The 11991-nt window shown below is 66.1% G+C and carries 13 protein-coding genes; 6 read left to right on the top strand and 7 right to left on the bottom strand.

The genetic code is table 11. From position 1 onward, the window contains the following. Window positions 1–621 carry an FKBP-type peptidyl-prolyl cis-trans isomerase gene (locus tag ACLB0R_RS13045; protein ID WP_416643269.1) on the top strand — a complete coding sequence of 207 codons (621 nt, stop codon included), beginning with the start codon at window positions 1–3 and terminating at the stop codon, window positions 619–621. Window positions 622–755: 134 nt separating this feature from the next. Here ACLB0R_RS13045 and ACLB0R_RS13040 read toward each other — a convergent pair whose 3' ends face one another. Together ACLB0R_RS13040 and ACLB0R_RS13035 are read right to left on the bottom strand one after the other, a co-directional pair. Further along, window positions 756–1244, bottom strand: a complete 489-nt coding sequence (locus ACLB0R_RS13040) for a hypothetical protein (RefSeq protein WP_416643270.1) — start codon at window positions 1242–1244, stop codon at window positions 756–758. Then, on the bottom strand, window positions 1241–1885 hold the full coding sequence (locus ACLB0R_RS13035) for a histidine phosphatase family protein (protein WP_416643271.1): 645 nt from the start codon (window positions 1883–1885) through the stop codon (window positions 1241–1243). The genes ACLB0R_RS13040 and ACLB0R_RS13035 overlap by 4 nt, the downstream gene beginning before the upstream one ends. 258 nt (window positions 1886–2143) lie before the next feature. Between ACLB0R_RS13035 and dnaN the strand changes: the two genes are divergently transcribed. From dnaN to ACLB0R_RS13020, 3 genes are all read left to right on the top strand, one after another. Continuing rightward, the gene (dnaN, locus tag ACLB0R_RS13030; RefSeq protein ID WP_416643272.1) at window positions 2144–3256 is read left to right on the top strand and encodes a DNA polymerase III subunit beta; all 1113 of its coding nucleotides are present in this window, start codon (window positions 2144–2146) and stop codon (window positions 3254–3256) included. 239 nt (window positions 3257–3495) lie between these two features. Then, the gene (locus tag ACLB0R_RS13025; protein ID WP_416643273.1) at window positions 3496–4263 is read left to right on the top strand and encodes a Coq4 family protein; all 768 of its coding nucleotides are present in this window, start codon (window positions 3496–3498) and stop codon (window positions 4261–4263) included. An 86-nt stretch (window positions 4264–4349) separates the two neighbouring features. After that, window positions 4350–4943: a response regulator gene (locus tag ACLB0R_RS13020; protein WP_416643274.1), complete on the top strand. Its 594-nt coding sequence runs from the start codon at window positions 4350–4352 to the stop codon at window positions 4941–4943. A 282-nt stretch (window positions 4944–5225) separates the two neighbouring features. Here the strand turns inward: ACLB0R_RS13020 and ACLB0R_RS13015 are convergent, their stop codons facing one another. The 4 genes from ACLB0R_RS13015 to argH are packed head-to-tail and all read right to left on the bottom strand — an operon-like array spanning window position 5226 to window position 8885. Then, window positions 5226–6005, bottom strand: a complete 780-nt coding sequence (locus ACLB0R_RS13015) for a precorrin-2 dehydrogenase/sirohydrochlorin ferrochelatase family protein (protein ID WP_416643275.1) — start codon at window positions 6003–6005, stop codon at window positions 5226–5228. After that, the gene (lysA, locus tag ACLB0R_RS13010; protein ID WP_416643276.1) at window positions 5990–7252 is read right to left on the bottom strand and encodes a diaminopimelate decarboxylase; all 1263 of its coding nucleotides are present in this window, start codon (window positions 7250–7252) and stop codon (window positions 5990–5992) included. The genes ACLB0R_RS13015 and lysA overlap by 16 nt, the downstream gene beginning before the upstream one ends. 17 nt (window positions 7253–7269) lie before the next feature. Continuing rightward, window positions 7270–7509 carry a hypothetical protein gene (locus tag ACLB0R_RS13005; protein WP_416643277.1) on the bottom strand — a complete coding sequence of 80 codons (240 nt, stop codon included), beginning with the start codon at window positions 7507–7509 and terminating at the stop codon, window positions 7270–7272. Then, window positions 7506–8885: an argininosuccinate lyase gene (gene argH / locus ACLB0R_RS13000; protein WP_416643942.1), complete on the bottom strand. Its 1380-nt coding sequence runs from the start codon at window positions 8883–8885 to the stop codon at window positions 7506–7508. Before argH ends, ACLB0R_RS13005 begins: the two co-directional genes overlap by 4 nt. A gap of 133 nt (window positions 8886–9018) precedes the next feature. On the opposite strand from argH, the gene ACLB0R_RS12995 reads away from it, so the two are divergent. Continuing rightward, on the top strand, window positions 9019–9525 hold the full coding sequence (locus tag ACLB0R_RS12995; RefSeq protein ID WP_434953857.1) for a TlpA family protein disulfide reductase: 507 nt from the start codon (window positions 9019–9021) through the stop codon (window positions 9523–9525). A 31-nt stretch (window positions 9526–9556) separates the two neighbouring features. Further along, window positions 9557–10618, top strand: a complete 1062-nt coding sequence (locus tag ACLB0R_RS12990) for a DUF4238 domain-containing protein (protein WP_416643279.1) — start codon at window positions 9557–9559, stop codon at window positions 10616–10618. A 342-nt stretch (window positions 10619–10960) separates the two neighbouring features. Here the strand turns inward: ACLB0R_RS12990 and ACLB0R_RS12985 are convergent, their stop codons facing one another. Further along, window positions 10961–11911: a LysR family transcriptional regulator gene (locus tag ACLB0R_RS12985; RefSeq protein WP_434953856.1), complete on the bottom strand. Its 951-nt coding sequence runs from the start codon at window positions 11909–11911 to the stop codon at window positions 10961–10963. Window positions 11912–11991: the final 80 nt, after the last annotated feature.

The raw sequence follows: 11991 nt of genomic DNA, 5'->3' as shown, positions 1-11991 counted from the left end.
ATGGCAACGACTCCCCCCAAGCCCGCCGCCGCGACATCCACGCCCCGCCCCGCCTGGCTGTTGCTGCTCGCCGGCGCGATCGGCGGCATCGTCCTCACCCTGCTCGCGCAGCAAGCGGGTCGTGCCTATGCGGCGTATCAGGCGCGGCCGGATACGTATCTGGCGCACAACAAGTCGAGCGATCCGGCAGTCAAGGAGACGCCGTCGGGGTTGCAATACAAGGTGCTGCAGCCGGGTAAGGGTCCGACCCCGACCGATGGCGATGTCACGCTGATCACCTATGATGGCAAGCTCACCAACGGCACCAGCTTCGACAAGTCGGAACAGCCGACGCCATTCCCGGTGACGGGCGTCGTGCCGGGTTTTTCCGAAGGGCTGAAGCTGATGCAGCGCGGCGGCAAATATCGCCTGTGGATCAAGCCAAGCCTTGGCTATGGCGACAAGGCAGCCGGGCCCATTCCGGCCAATTCGGTGCTGGTGTTCGACGTCAGCCTGATCGACTTCAAGTCGGAAGCGGAGATTCGCGCGATGCAGGCCAAGATGGCGGCGGGTGGCGCGGGGTTGCCGGGTGCAGCGGCGCCCGGCAGCGCGGTGCCGGGGCAGCAGCCGGCGGGGCAGTGACACTCGTTCTGACTAATAAGGTACGATTTTTTGCGTCACCCCGGGCTTGACCCGGGGTCCCGCTTCTTCTGGCCGTGGTATTTCAGCGGGACCCCGGGTCAAGCCCGGGGTGACGTTGAGTGGAAGCAGGCGACCTACCGCCCCACACACCCCAACGTCGCCGCATCGATCGCCGTCGCAGCCCCCCGCAGCGAATAGACATCGGCGAACGGCCCGGCGCGGCCCAGCGTTTCGACGCTCATGCTGCGGCCGGCGCGCATCGCGGCGATGATCGCGGCGTCGGTGCGCGCATCGGGCGCCCAGGCATCGGCATTGCCCGCGACCAGATCGAACCGCCGGTCCCCGACCGACAGCGTCACGCGCGCCCGCGGATCGCGGTCATGGCTCAGCCGAATATGGACCTGGCCCCGCGCGCCTTGCCCCGGCCAGGTGCCGATCGCCGCAAAGGGTCGCCAGCTGCCGCCACCGGGCGCCTGCACCGGCGCCGAGATCGCATAGCAACGCAACGGGCTCGCATCGCGAAACGCGCCCCAGCGATCATAGACGCCCAGCGAGTCCTTGGCGGCCAGCGGCGCAGCGGCCAGCGCGATCAGCGCCGCAGCAAGGCGAGCCGCGCGCCTCATGCCGGTGCGTATCCGCTGCCGCGATGGACGACCGTCTCGACCCCGCGCTCGATCATCACCACCGATCCCTGCGGCAACCCCGCCGCCACCGGCGCCTCGACCAGCGGATCGACCGCCGCCCCCGTCATCACCCCGCGCAGCACGCGCGACGAAATGCCGTGCATGATGGTGAGGCGATCGCCGGGATCATCTTCGGTATCGGCGAGCCAGCCGCTCACCCGCGCGGCGATCGACCGATAATCCTCGCCATCGGGGGCGGGCGTCAACAAGCCGGTGCCGGGATGGACGACCGGGCCGACCTCGGCGATCACGTCGCTATAATAGCGCCCGCCCCAGCTCCCCATGCCGATTTCGACCAGCCGCGCATCGGTGCGCGCGGCGTGCCAGTCGAGCGCCAGATGCTCGGCGATCACCGCCAGCGTCTGCAGCGCGCGGCCAGTGGGGGACGCCCATAACGCCAAGGCCGGCGATTGGCCGAGCAGCGCTGCCAGCGCCGCGCCCATCTCGTCGGCCTGGGCAAATCCCGCGCGGGTCAGCGGCGTGTGCGCCGCCTCGCCTTGCAGCCGGCGCGCGGCGTTGAACACCGTCTCCCCGTGCCGCGCGATGAAGTCGCGCCCCTGCCGTTGTCCGCTCTGCCGCATCGCTGCTGTTTCACGGTCGCGCGGGGGAAAAGCAACGGCTTTCGGCAGTCGGCGGGCAGGGCGTGCGCCGGTAAAGGCCGGGCAGCGGGCCGATGCCACCCCGGCGGGCAATTCTCGTTGGCGGCATCCGCAAATCCACCGTCGCAGCGCTTGCCCCGGCCCTTTTTCACGTTAAGGAAGGAAGATGGTGTCTTGTCCCCGGCGACAGCCGGTGCGGCGCAGAAGTCTAAGGGCGTCCGGCGCGCCCGGGGGATTGGAATGAAGGCGACGATCGAACGCGGAACGCTGTTGAAGGGGCTCAGCCACGTCCAGTCGGTGGTCGAGCGGCGCAACACCATCCCGATCCTCTCCAACGTCCTGATCGATGCCGCTGCCGATGGCACGCTCAAGCTGATGGCGACCGATCTCGATCTGCAGATCAACGAGCATGTCGCCGCCAGCGTGGAAACGCCGGGTGCGACCACGGTTTCCGCGCACACTTTGTTCGACATCGTCCGTAAGCTGCCCGAAGGCAGCCAGGTGCAGCTGTCGGCGGCGGAAGGGCGGATGACGATCATGGCCGGCCGCGCCAAGTTCAGCCTGGCGACGCTGCCGCGCGACGATTTCCCGGTGATTGCCGAGGGCGAGCTGCCGATCAGCTTCGAACTGCCCGCCGAGACGCTCAAGCAGATCATCGACAAGACGCGCTTCGCGATCTCGACCGAGGAAACGCGTTATTATCTGAACGGCATTTTCCTGCACGTGTCGGACGATCCGATGCCGGTGCTGAAGGCCGCCGCGACCGACGGCCATCGCCTCGCCCGCGTCACGGTCAAGCGCCCCGACGGCGCCGACGGCATGCCCGACGTGATCGTGCCGCGCAAATGCGTCGGCGAATTGCGCAAGCTGCTCGAGGAAATCGACGGCTCGGTCGGCGTGTCGCTGTCGGCGAGCAAGATTCGCTTCGATCTCGGCCAAGCACTGCTCACGTCCAAGCTGATCGACGGCACATTCCCCGATTATTCGCGCGTTATCCCGACCGGCAATGACAAGATCCTCAAGATCGACCCCAAAAGCCTGGAAGAAGGCGTCGACCGCGTCTCGACCATCGCCACCGAAAAGACCCGCGCGGTGAAGCTGGCGCTCGATCGCGACCGGGTGACGCTGTCGGTGACGAGCCCGGAAAACGGCACTGCGTCCGAAGACGTGCCCGGCGATTATGCCGCGCAGCCGTTCGAGATCGGCTTCAACAGCCGCTATCTGCTCGAAATCCTCGCGCAGGTGGAAGGCGATCTGGTCGAGGTCCACCTCGCCGACGCCGCCGCCCCGACGCTGATCCGCGAGAATGACAAGGCGCCGGCCCTCTACGTCATCATGCCGATGCGGGTTTGACATTTTATTCCTCTCCCCTTGTGGGAGAGGATAGCGCAGCTTGGCGCGTCAGCGCCTAGCGGAGCTTGGTGAGGGGGCTCCCGCCGTCGATAGTTCGGGAATCACCCCTCTCCAACTACGACTAGCGAGCAAGCTCGCAAGTCTCCGTATCCTCTCCCGCAAGGGGAGAGGAATACTGGTCTCTTGACTCCCGCCACCCGATTCCTTACTAACACTCCTGTCAGTAAGGAATCGCTCCGATGCCCAGCATGCCTCCTCTCCCCGGCACGACCGGCCGCCGCGACTGGAAGACCGCGATCAACGCGATGCGCAAGTTGCTCGCCGATCCCGATGATACCGCGCAGGTCTTCCTCATCATGCGCGCGCTCAACGCCGGCAATCTGACCAAGAATGCGGCGCGGATGCTCGCCACGCATGAAGGCGGCAAGCTGATGTACGAGCGCGAAGAGCTGGCGCGCACGCTGAGCGACCGCGATTATGTCGCCTCGTTCGCGCCCGGCACGGTCGGCGCTGCCTATCGCGATTTCCTCAACCGCACCGGCTATTCCGCCGCCGGGCTCGAGCAGGTCAGCCGCGAGACGCTCGACAAGGATGAGGACGTGCTCCACCCCTATGTCTGGTTCGGCCGCCGCATCCGCGACACGCATGACATCTGGCACACGCTGACCGGCTATCAGGCCGATGAGCCGCTGGGCGAAGCGGCGTTGGTGGCGTTCAGCTTCGCGCAGGTCGGCGGGCTCGGCTGGGCGTGGATCGCGGCTGCTGCCTCGATCAAGAGCCTCTTCGTTTTTCGCCGGCTCGATTTCGCCCGCGCGGTGTGGGAAGGCTATCGCAACGGTCGCAAGGCCAAGTGGCTGCCGGTCGAGGATTATCACGCGCTGCTGAACGAGCCCTATGACGCGGCACGCCGCCGGCTGGGGATCAGCGAGCCCGTGCTTTATCGCCGCGCGCAAGCCGCGATGCTGACCGACTGGACACCGGCCTCGCGGGTCAGCCAGCCCGCCTGAGCCGCGGTTACGGCGCCGTTAACCAGATGTGAGGGGGCAGTGCGCTAGGTCCGGGGCATAGTCTTGTGCATCCGGAGCGACACGCCTTGGCCCTTGTTGACGAGCTGTTTGACGATCTGCCCCGCTCGCGGGCGATGCCGACGATTCTGGTCGTCGATGACAGTCGCACCAATCTCGAAGTCATCGGCCGGCGGCTGACGCATCTGGGCTACACCATCGTGCTGTCGGACAACGCGCGCGAAGGGCTCGAGCGGCTGGCCGGGCGAGGGTTCGATCTGGCGATCGTCGACATGGTGATGCCCGAAACTTCCGGGCTGCAGATGCTCGCTGAAATTCGCGGGAGCCGCGAGACCGCCGATCTGCCCGTCATCATGATCACCGGGCGCAGTGACCCGCAAGCGGTGGTCGAGGCACTGGCGGCGGGCGCGGACGATCACATCGCCAAGCCATTCGATTTCTCGGTGCTCGCCGCGCGGATCGATCGCGTCGTCGAGCGCGCGCGCCGCATTGCCGCGCTCAAACGCTCCAACGCCACGCTCGATGCGCGCATTGCCGCGCGCGCGATGGAATTGGGTGAAGCGCGCGCCGAACTCGCCGAAACCCGCGCCGAACGGCTGCGGTTGATTGCGTCGATCCAGTCGCTGAACGATCAGCTCGAGCGGCTGGGCGCGGGGGCGTAAGCGGCGGCAGGGTAGATTGGGTTCACGCGGAGGCGCGGAGGGCGCGGAGCTTTTTGAAAAGCGCGCAGCGCTAGAGGATTTTCCTCACCGGTTGGCTCGCTCGGCGTTCGCCCTGAGCTTGTCGAAGGGCAGTTCTTAGGGGCGTGGGCGATGCGCAAAAAGAAAAAGGACGGTGCTTCGACAAGCTCAGCACGAACGGGCCTGGGAATGAGTCAATTCAATCGAGAAATGCGCTAAGTCGATTCAGCTTCTCCGCGCCCTCCGCGCCTCCGCGTGAACAAATCACCCCATCTCGACAACGCACGTCACGCCGGGCAACGCCTCCGGCACGTCCCCCGCCAGCGGCAGGCGCGCCGCGTCGGCGCGTGCCCGGTCCAGAATGGCCCGCGGTACGTCCTCCGCGTGATAGACGCGGTCGGCCTGCGCCAGTAGGCGCGCCTGGCGAAGCGTCAGGTCGTCCGGGTCGCTTGATGTCAGGATGACGCGGTGAACCGCGTTGATGGCGCTTTTGCCGCCGCTCGCGAGCCACGATTGGACATCGGGCGCGCTGCCCAGCGGGTCGAGTGCGCCCGCCGGTGCCATGGCGTCTGCGAGCGCGCGCCGCCGGTCACCGCCGTCAGGCCAGCGATCGCGCAGTCTTGCTCGCGCCGCGTTCAGGTCGTTCGCCAGCTTGCCCAGCCCCGCCGGCAGTAGCGCCTCCAACCGCTGGCGCAGCGCCGCCGCCAGTCCCGCCGATGCGCCGCCGGTGCCGATCGCGACAATCACCGGCGATCGGTCGATGATCGCGGGCAGCGTGAAGTCGCAATGATCGGGCCGGTCGACCGCGTTCACCAGCACCCGGCGCGCGCGCAGCCGCTCGATCGCCGCCAGCGCCTCGCCCTCGTCCTCGATCGCGACGATCGCGAGCCGCGCCTCGGCGTCCTCGCCGACAATCACCGCGCCCGCCCGCTCCAGCAAGCGCCGCTTGGCCGCTGCCGCTTCGCCATCGCCGAGCAGGATCACCGGCCGCTCCGCCAGCCGCATGAACAGCGGCAGGCTGTGCAGGCCTATGCCTTCAGCCATTCGGGCACGCGCTCGGCAGCGATGATCGTCTCGGCGCTGATCCGGTCGGCGACGATGGCATAGCGATCGCCATCGACCATCACTTCGGGCACCAAAGGCCGGCTGTTATAGGTCGACGCCATCGTCGCGCCATAAGCGCCGGCGGTGCGGAACACGGCGAGATCGCCCGAGGCAACCGCGTCGATATCGCGCGCCAACGCAAAGGTGTCGCCCGTCTCGCACACCGGCCCGGCGATATTGGCGATCATCCGCTGGCCATTGGGGGCGACCGCGGCGAAATCGTGCCAGGCGTCATACAGCGCCGGCCGCGCCAGATCGTTCATCGCCGCGTCGACGATGACATAGGGATGGGTGACGCCGGGCTTGACCCAGATGACGCGGGTGAGCAGCACCCCGGCATTGCCCGCGATCACCCGGCCGGGCTCGAACATCAGCTCGACATCCCAGCCCGCCGTCACGCGCCGCACCATCGCGCCGAATTGGGCGGGGGAGGGCATCGCGTCGCCGGCCTTGTAGGGCACGCCGAGACCGCCGCCGAGGTCGACGCGGTCGATCGCATGGCCGTGCCCGCGCAGCTCGGCGACCAGCTGACCGACGCGGGTATAGGCCGCTTCGAGCGGAGCGAGATCGCCGAGCTGACTGCCGATATGGATCGCCACCCCGCGCAGATTGAGCCCCGGCAGCCCCGCCAGCCGATCGAAAATCGCCGGCGCCTCGCTGATCGCGACGCCGAACTTATTCTCCTTCTTGCCGGTCGAAATCTTGGCGTGCGTGCCCGCATCGACATCGGGGTTGACGCGCAGCACCGCATCCGCCGTCGTGCCGCCCGCCGCTGCCAGCGCCGCCAGCACCTGGCCTTCTTCCTCCAGCTCCAGATTGAACTGGCCGATGCCGACCGCCAGCCCGCGCGTCAGCTCCGCGCGGGTCTTGCCGACGCCCGAAAACACCACGTCGCGCGCCGGGATGCCCGCCGCCAGCGCGCGCGCCAGCTCGCCGCCCGAGACGACATCGGCGCCATAGCCGGCGTCCGCAATCACGCGCAGCACGGCAAGGTTGGGATTGGCCTTGATCGCATAAGCCAGATGCAGCCGCTCGATCCCCGCCAGCCCCTCGCGAAACACGCGCGCATGCCGGTCGAACGTCGCGCGCGAATAGACATAGACCGGCGTGCCCACTTCGTCGGCGATGCGGCTCAGCGGCACATCCTCGGCATGGAGCACGCCGTTCTTGTAGGTGAAATGGTCCATCGAGAGCCGCGCGGCGATCAGTTGGGCGGCGGCAGGTCGAAATCGTCGGTGCGGCGTTCCTGCGATCCGGTCAGCACTTCGTCGCTGCGCACCGGTCGCGCGTCGGGCGCCGGGTGGACCAGCTTGTTCGCATCGGGCCGCTCGGTCGCGCCGATCGGCGCAACGGGGAGCTCCGCGCCTTTGCCCGGCTGCAAGGCGCGCTGTGCGCCGCACGCCGCCAGCGCCAGCGGCAGAATGAGGATGACCGATCGCTTCACTGGCCTTCTCCCTCACGCGCGCGCCGCGCCGCCGCAATCGCCTCGCGCACCCGCACCGGCGCGGTACCGCCGAGACTCGTCCGGCTCGCGACCGACGCATCAACGCTGAGCACGCCATAGACGCGTTCGTCAATCCGCGCGTCGATCGCCTGCAAGTCGGCGAGCGGTACCCGGTCGAGCGCGACGCCCAGTTCTTCGGCGCGCTTCACCGCGCGGCCAGTGATGTGATGCGCCTCGCGGAACGGGATGCCGCCCTCGCGCACCAGCCAGTCGGCGAGGTCGGTCGCGGTGGCGAACCCCGCTTCCGCCGCCGCGCGCATCCGGTCGGTGCGGAAGGTCGCGCTCGCCACCATGCCCGTCATCGCCGCGATCGACAGGCCGAGCAGGTCATGCGCTTCGAACACCGGCGGCTTGTCGTCCTGCATGTCCTTTGAGTACGCCAGCGGCAGGCCCTTCATCGTCATGGTGAGCGCGACCATGCACCCGGCGATCCGGCCCGAATGGCCGCGCACCAGTTCCGCCGCATCGGGATTGCGCTTCTGCGGCATGATCGAGCTGCCCGTCGACCATTGGTCGCTCAAGGACACAAAACCGAACGGCTGCGACGCCCACAGGATGAATTCCTCGGCCAGCCGCGACAGGTGGAGCGCGCATTGCGTCGCGCTCATCAGATAATCGAGCGCGAAGTCGCGGTCGCTCACAGCATCGAGCGAGTTGCGCGTCGGTGCGTCGAACCCCAGCGCCTTGGCGGTCATCGCGCGATCGATCGGAAAGCCCGTCCCCGCCAGCGCCGCGCTCCCCAGCGGACACAGGTTCAGCCGCGCCCGCGCATCGGCAAAGCGGCTGCGGTCGCGCGCGATCATTTCGTGATACGCCATCAGATGATGGCCCAACGTCACCGGCTGCGCGCTCTGCAAATGGGTGAAGCCCGGCATCACGCTGTCGGCATGTTCGTCGGCGCGCGCGATCAGCGCATCCTGAAAGCTGCCCAGTGCGGCATCGACTTCATCGATCGCATCGCGCACCCACAACCGGAAATCGGTCGCGACCTGATCGTTTCTCGATCGCGCGGTGTGCAACCGCCCCGCCACCGGCCCGATCTTCTCGGCCAGCCGCGCCTCGGTCTGCATATGAATGTCTTCGAGGGCCAAATCCTCGGCCACCCCGCCCGCCGCATAATCCGCGGCCACTGCCTCCAGCCCCGCCGAAATCGCCGCCGCATCCTCGGCCGAGACGATGCCTGCTGCCCCCAGCATCGCGACATGCGCTTGCGATCCCGCCACGTCCTGCCGCCACAATCGCTTGTCGAAGGGGATGGAGGCATTTATCTCGCGCATCACGGCGGCGGGGCCTTCGGCAAAACGCCCGCCCCACATCGCATTGGAGGTTCCCCCGCTCATGTCGTCGCGCTCGCTGATCGCCCTCATCCTCGGCTGTGCCCTGATCGCGGGTTGCGATAGGCATAAGGCCGCGCCGGAGCAAGCCAACACAGGCGCCGCCGCGCAAGCCATGCCCGACGAAATGCCCGCGACGCCATCATCCGCGCCCGCCGCTGCGCCCGCCAAGTCGGTGGTCGATCGCAGCCACAAGGGCGAGGCGGCGCCCGCCATCGGGTTCGCCGACCCGCAAGACAAGCAAGTGACGATCGCCAGCTTCAAGGGCAAGCCGGTGCTGGTCAACCTGTGGGCGACATGGTGCGCGCCCTGCGTCGCCGAAATGCCGACGCTCGACACGCTGGCGGCAGCGCAAGCGGGCAAGCTCGTAGTGCTGACGGTGAGCCAGGATCTAGACGGCCAGGCCAAGGTGCTGCCGTTCTTCGAGCAGCACGGCTTCAAGACGATCAAACCCTATATCGACGCGCAAGCCAGCCTCAGCATCGCCTACAAGGCGAACCTGCCGACGACGATTTTGTACGACGCGACGGGCAAGGAAGTGTGGCGCGTGACGGGGGGCATGGACTGGACGGGGAAAGAAGCGGCGGGGCTGCTGGGGGAGGTCAATCAATCGGCGAGATGACTGTTGGGGCTCGTTCCCCTATAGTTTGCAAATGTCCGGTCGGAAACAACACTTCATTCCTCAGAGCTTACTGAGGGGCTTCGGGGTCAAGCGCGGTAAGTCGACGTACGTCGTCGCATATACGCACGACCACGGTATTTTTACATCCGCTACGGACGGCATCGCTGCTGAGCACCATTTCTATTCCGAACTCGCGGTAGAGGGCGACGAAACACTCGACGATCGAATTACCAAACATGAATCGCCGCTCGCGATGTTACTGGCGAGACTAAGGGCGCTTAACGACGGTGATTGCGTCGATCCACAAGAGGCGGCAGCTTTCGTCACCCACTTGGTAGTCCGCAACGACCACTTTCGCAAAGCCGTCAGCTCGGCGAGTGGCAGGATGGTCGATCAATTGTCGGCCCAACTTGAGGACGGAACTTCGGCAAGCGCACTGATTGGCCTTGCTGGCGATCACCCTCAAGGCCTGTTTGCTGAGCAATTAAAGGTAGCGTTCGATACGTACCAACCGCAAATTAATATGCTCGGAATGGACCGCGCTACCTTCGAACGCTGGGCATTTGATGCTGCCAAAGCCGACTTTGATACTATGCACAACCAAAGTATCAGACCATTATCCAAGGCCGTGGCAGCGATGGTAGACATACTGTCCGAAACCGCTGCTAACGCACAGCGAAAGGTACTAATTGACGATCTCGCTCCGGCTACAAGACTAGAAGCCTATGCTGAACTAACTTGGCATGTAATCTATCCTCGACTGCCTCTGATATTACCGGATTGCGTTGCGATCGGTCTTGCTTCGAATGGCGATTGCCTTCCGCTGATGATTATCGATAGAGAGCACTTATCCACCGTCATAATGCCCATCGCATATGATCGACTTCTTGTCGGTATGGGGGATGGTTCTGTACAAATCCCCGATGGACTAAATTCAATCATGGCCGGCTGCTCGTGGGACTTCTTCGTGGCGCGCCATCGGACTCAAGACCTGGAGGAGCTCCGAGGGAGCCTGCGGTCATTGATCGAGCCGCATATCGACGGAATTGTGGACGGTGTTGTTGCAGACGGGTTGGCAATTCCGAAGACGTAGCACCGCTTGTTAATCTGGCTAGGCGTGATCTTGCGGTTGTGTTGGGGTTGCCGCCGCTAGCGGCATAGCGCGCAGCACGGTGGACCCCGGCACAAGGCCGGGGTGACGATGGATTGGGGCGACCTGTCCTACACCCACCCCGCCTGCTACCCTCATCCAAGCTCTTTCCCATCGCCGCATCGCCACCTTCTCGTCGCCGGTGGGTGCGCCGGACAAAATGCCCATGGTCAGTGCGAACATTCGGAACATTCGCCCAACACCACGCCATGCGCACTCCCCCTCTGCCACGTTATTCCAGAGGCTTATCAAAGAATCACCGCCGCCCCCTCAAACAGCGGTCGATCAGCCCATCCCGTCATCGCCCCGCGCTCGCAAACTCGCACGAACCCCCGTTTTCTGCGCTGTGCTCGAAATATTTCGGGGGGTGTGCGTGCTGATCAGCTGGGCGACCACCGGATTGGGGAAGCGGCGCTCGATCGTGATGGCGTAGAAGGATTCGCTGATGTCGGGCAGGCGAGCCAGCTCGACCAGCCTGCCATCGGCAAGCTCGTCCTTCACCACGATCGAGGGCAGCACGGCAATGCCCGCCCCTTCGCGCGCCAGGAGGCGCATCATCGCCATGTCGTCGACCTCGGCGACGATCTGCGGGCGGATGCCGAGCGTGTTCGCCAGCGCATCGAAGCCGATGCGCACGCCATTGCCGCTGCTCGGCAGGATCAGCGGATTGTCGGCGAGCAGCTGGCTGAGCCCGGGCTTGGCGGCGCCGAGATGCGCCGGCCCGATCAGGCTCACCGTCTGCTCGGCGAGCTTGTGCGCGATGAACGGCGTGAGCGCGTCGGCGGCGGGGGGCTGGTTGCTGAGCACGATGTCGAGCTGGAGCGCTTCCAGCGCGCGCATCAGCTCGCCGCTGCCGGCCGAGCGCAGGACGATGTCGACATCGTCCCGCCCGACCAGCGGACGAAGGAAGTCGAGCTGGAAATTGCGCGACAAGGTCGCGAGCGCGCCGACGCGCACGGCTTGGCGCGTCCGGCCCGTGGTCTTGAGCGTGCCGACCAGTTCGTCGCCGGCGGCGAAGATCGACTGGGCGTGATCGAAGGCGATGCGGCCCGCCTCGGTCAGGTGCAATTGCCGGCCGCGCCGCTCGAACAGCGGGTGGCCGAGCCGGTCCTCGAGCTTGCGAATCTGCACCGAAAGCGCCGATTGCGAGACGTTGAGCCGCGCCGCGGTGCGGGTGAGATTGCCGTCCAGCGCGACTGCCCAGAAATAGCGGAGGTGGTTGTAGTTGAGCTCCATCCGTTCGTCTTTATAGAACGATAATCGGCAAACAATGAATTTTAATTGAATTCGCCATTCCCCTAGCTCTCCGCCGGCGC

The organism is Sphingomonas sp. GlSt437 (genome assembly GCF_048015635.2).
In the GTDB taxonomy this organism is placed as follows: Bacteria; Pseudomonadota; Alphaproteobacteria; order Sphingomonadales; family Sphingomonadaceae; genus Sphingomonas.
This window is presented reverse-complemented; position numbering and strand designations above follow the sequence as displayed.

What these genes read in the sequence shown, in the direction of transcription:
- ACLB0R_RS12990 (WP_416643279.1), top strand. Translation starts at nt 9,557, where the DNA reads ATGTCCGGTCGGAAACAACACTTCATTCCTCAGAGCTTACTGAGGGGC.
- ACLB0R_RS13015 (WP_416643275.1), bottom strand. Translation starts at nt 6,005, where the DNA reads ATGGCTGAAGGCATAGGCCTGCACAGCCTGCCGCTGTTCATGCGGCTG.
- lysA (WP_416643276.1), bottom strand. Translation starts at nt 7,252, where the DNA reads ATGGACCATTTCACCTACAAGAACGGCGTGCTCCATGCCGAGGATGTG.
- ACLB0R_RS13045 (WP_416643269.1), top strand. Translation starts at nt 1, where the DNA reads ATGGCAACGACTCCCCCCAAGCCCGCCGCCGCGACATCCACGCCCCGC.
- argH (WP_416643942.1), bottom strand. Translation starts at nt 8,885, where the DNA reads ATGTGGGGCGGGCGTTTTGCCGAAGGCCCCGCCGCCGTGATGCGCGAG.
- ACLB0R_RS13025 (WP_416643273.1), top strand. Translation starts at nt 3,496, where the DNA reads ATGCCCAGCATGCCTCCTCTCCCCGGCACGACCGGCCGCCGCGACTGG.
- ACLB0R_RS12985 (WP_434953856.1), bottom strand. Translation starts at nt 11,911, where the DNA reads ATGGAGCTCAACTACAACCACCTCCGCTATTTCTGGGCAGTCGCGCTG.
- ACLB0R_RS13035 (WP_416643271.1), bottom strand. Translation starts at nt 1,885, where the DNA reads ATGCGGCAGAGCGGACAACGGCAGGGGCGCGACTTCATCGCGCGGCAC.
- ACLB0R_RS13040 (WP_416643270.1), bottom strand. Translation starts at nt 1,244, where the DNA reads ATGAGGCGCGCGGCTCGCCTTGCTGCGGCGCTGATCGCGCTGGCCGCT.
- dnaN (WP_416643272.1), top strand. Translation starts at nt 2,144, where the DNA reads ATGAAGGCGACGATCGAACGCGGAACGCTGTTGAAGGGGCTCAGCCAC.
- ACLB0R_RS12995 (WP_434953857.1), top strand. Translation starts at nt 9,019, where the DNA reads ATGCCCGACGAAATGCCCGCGACGCCATCATCCGCGCCCGCCGCTGCG.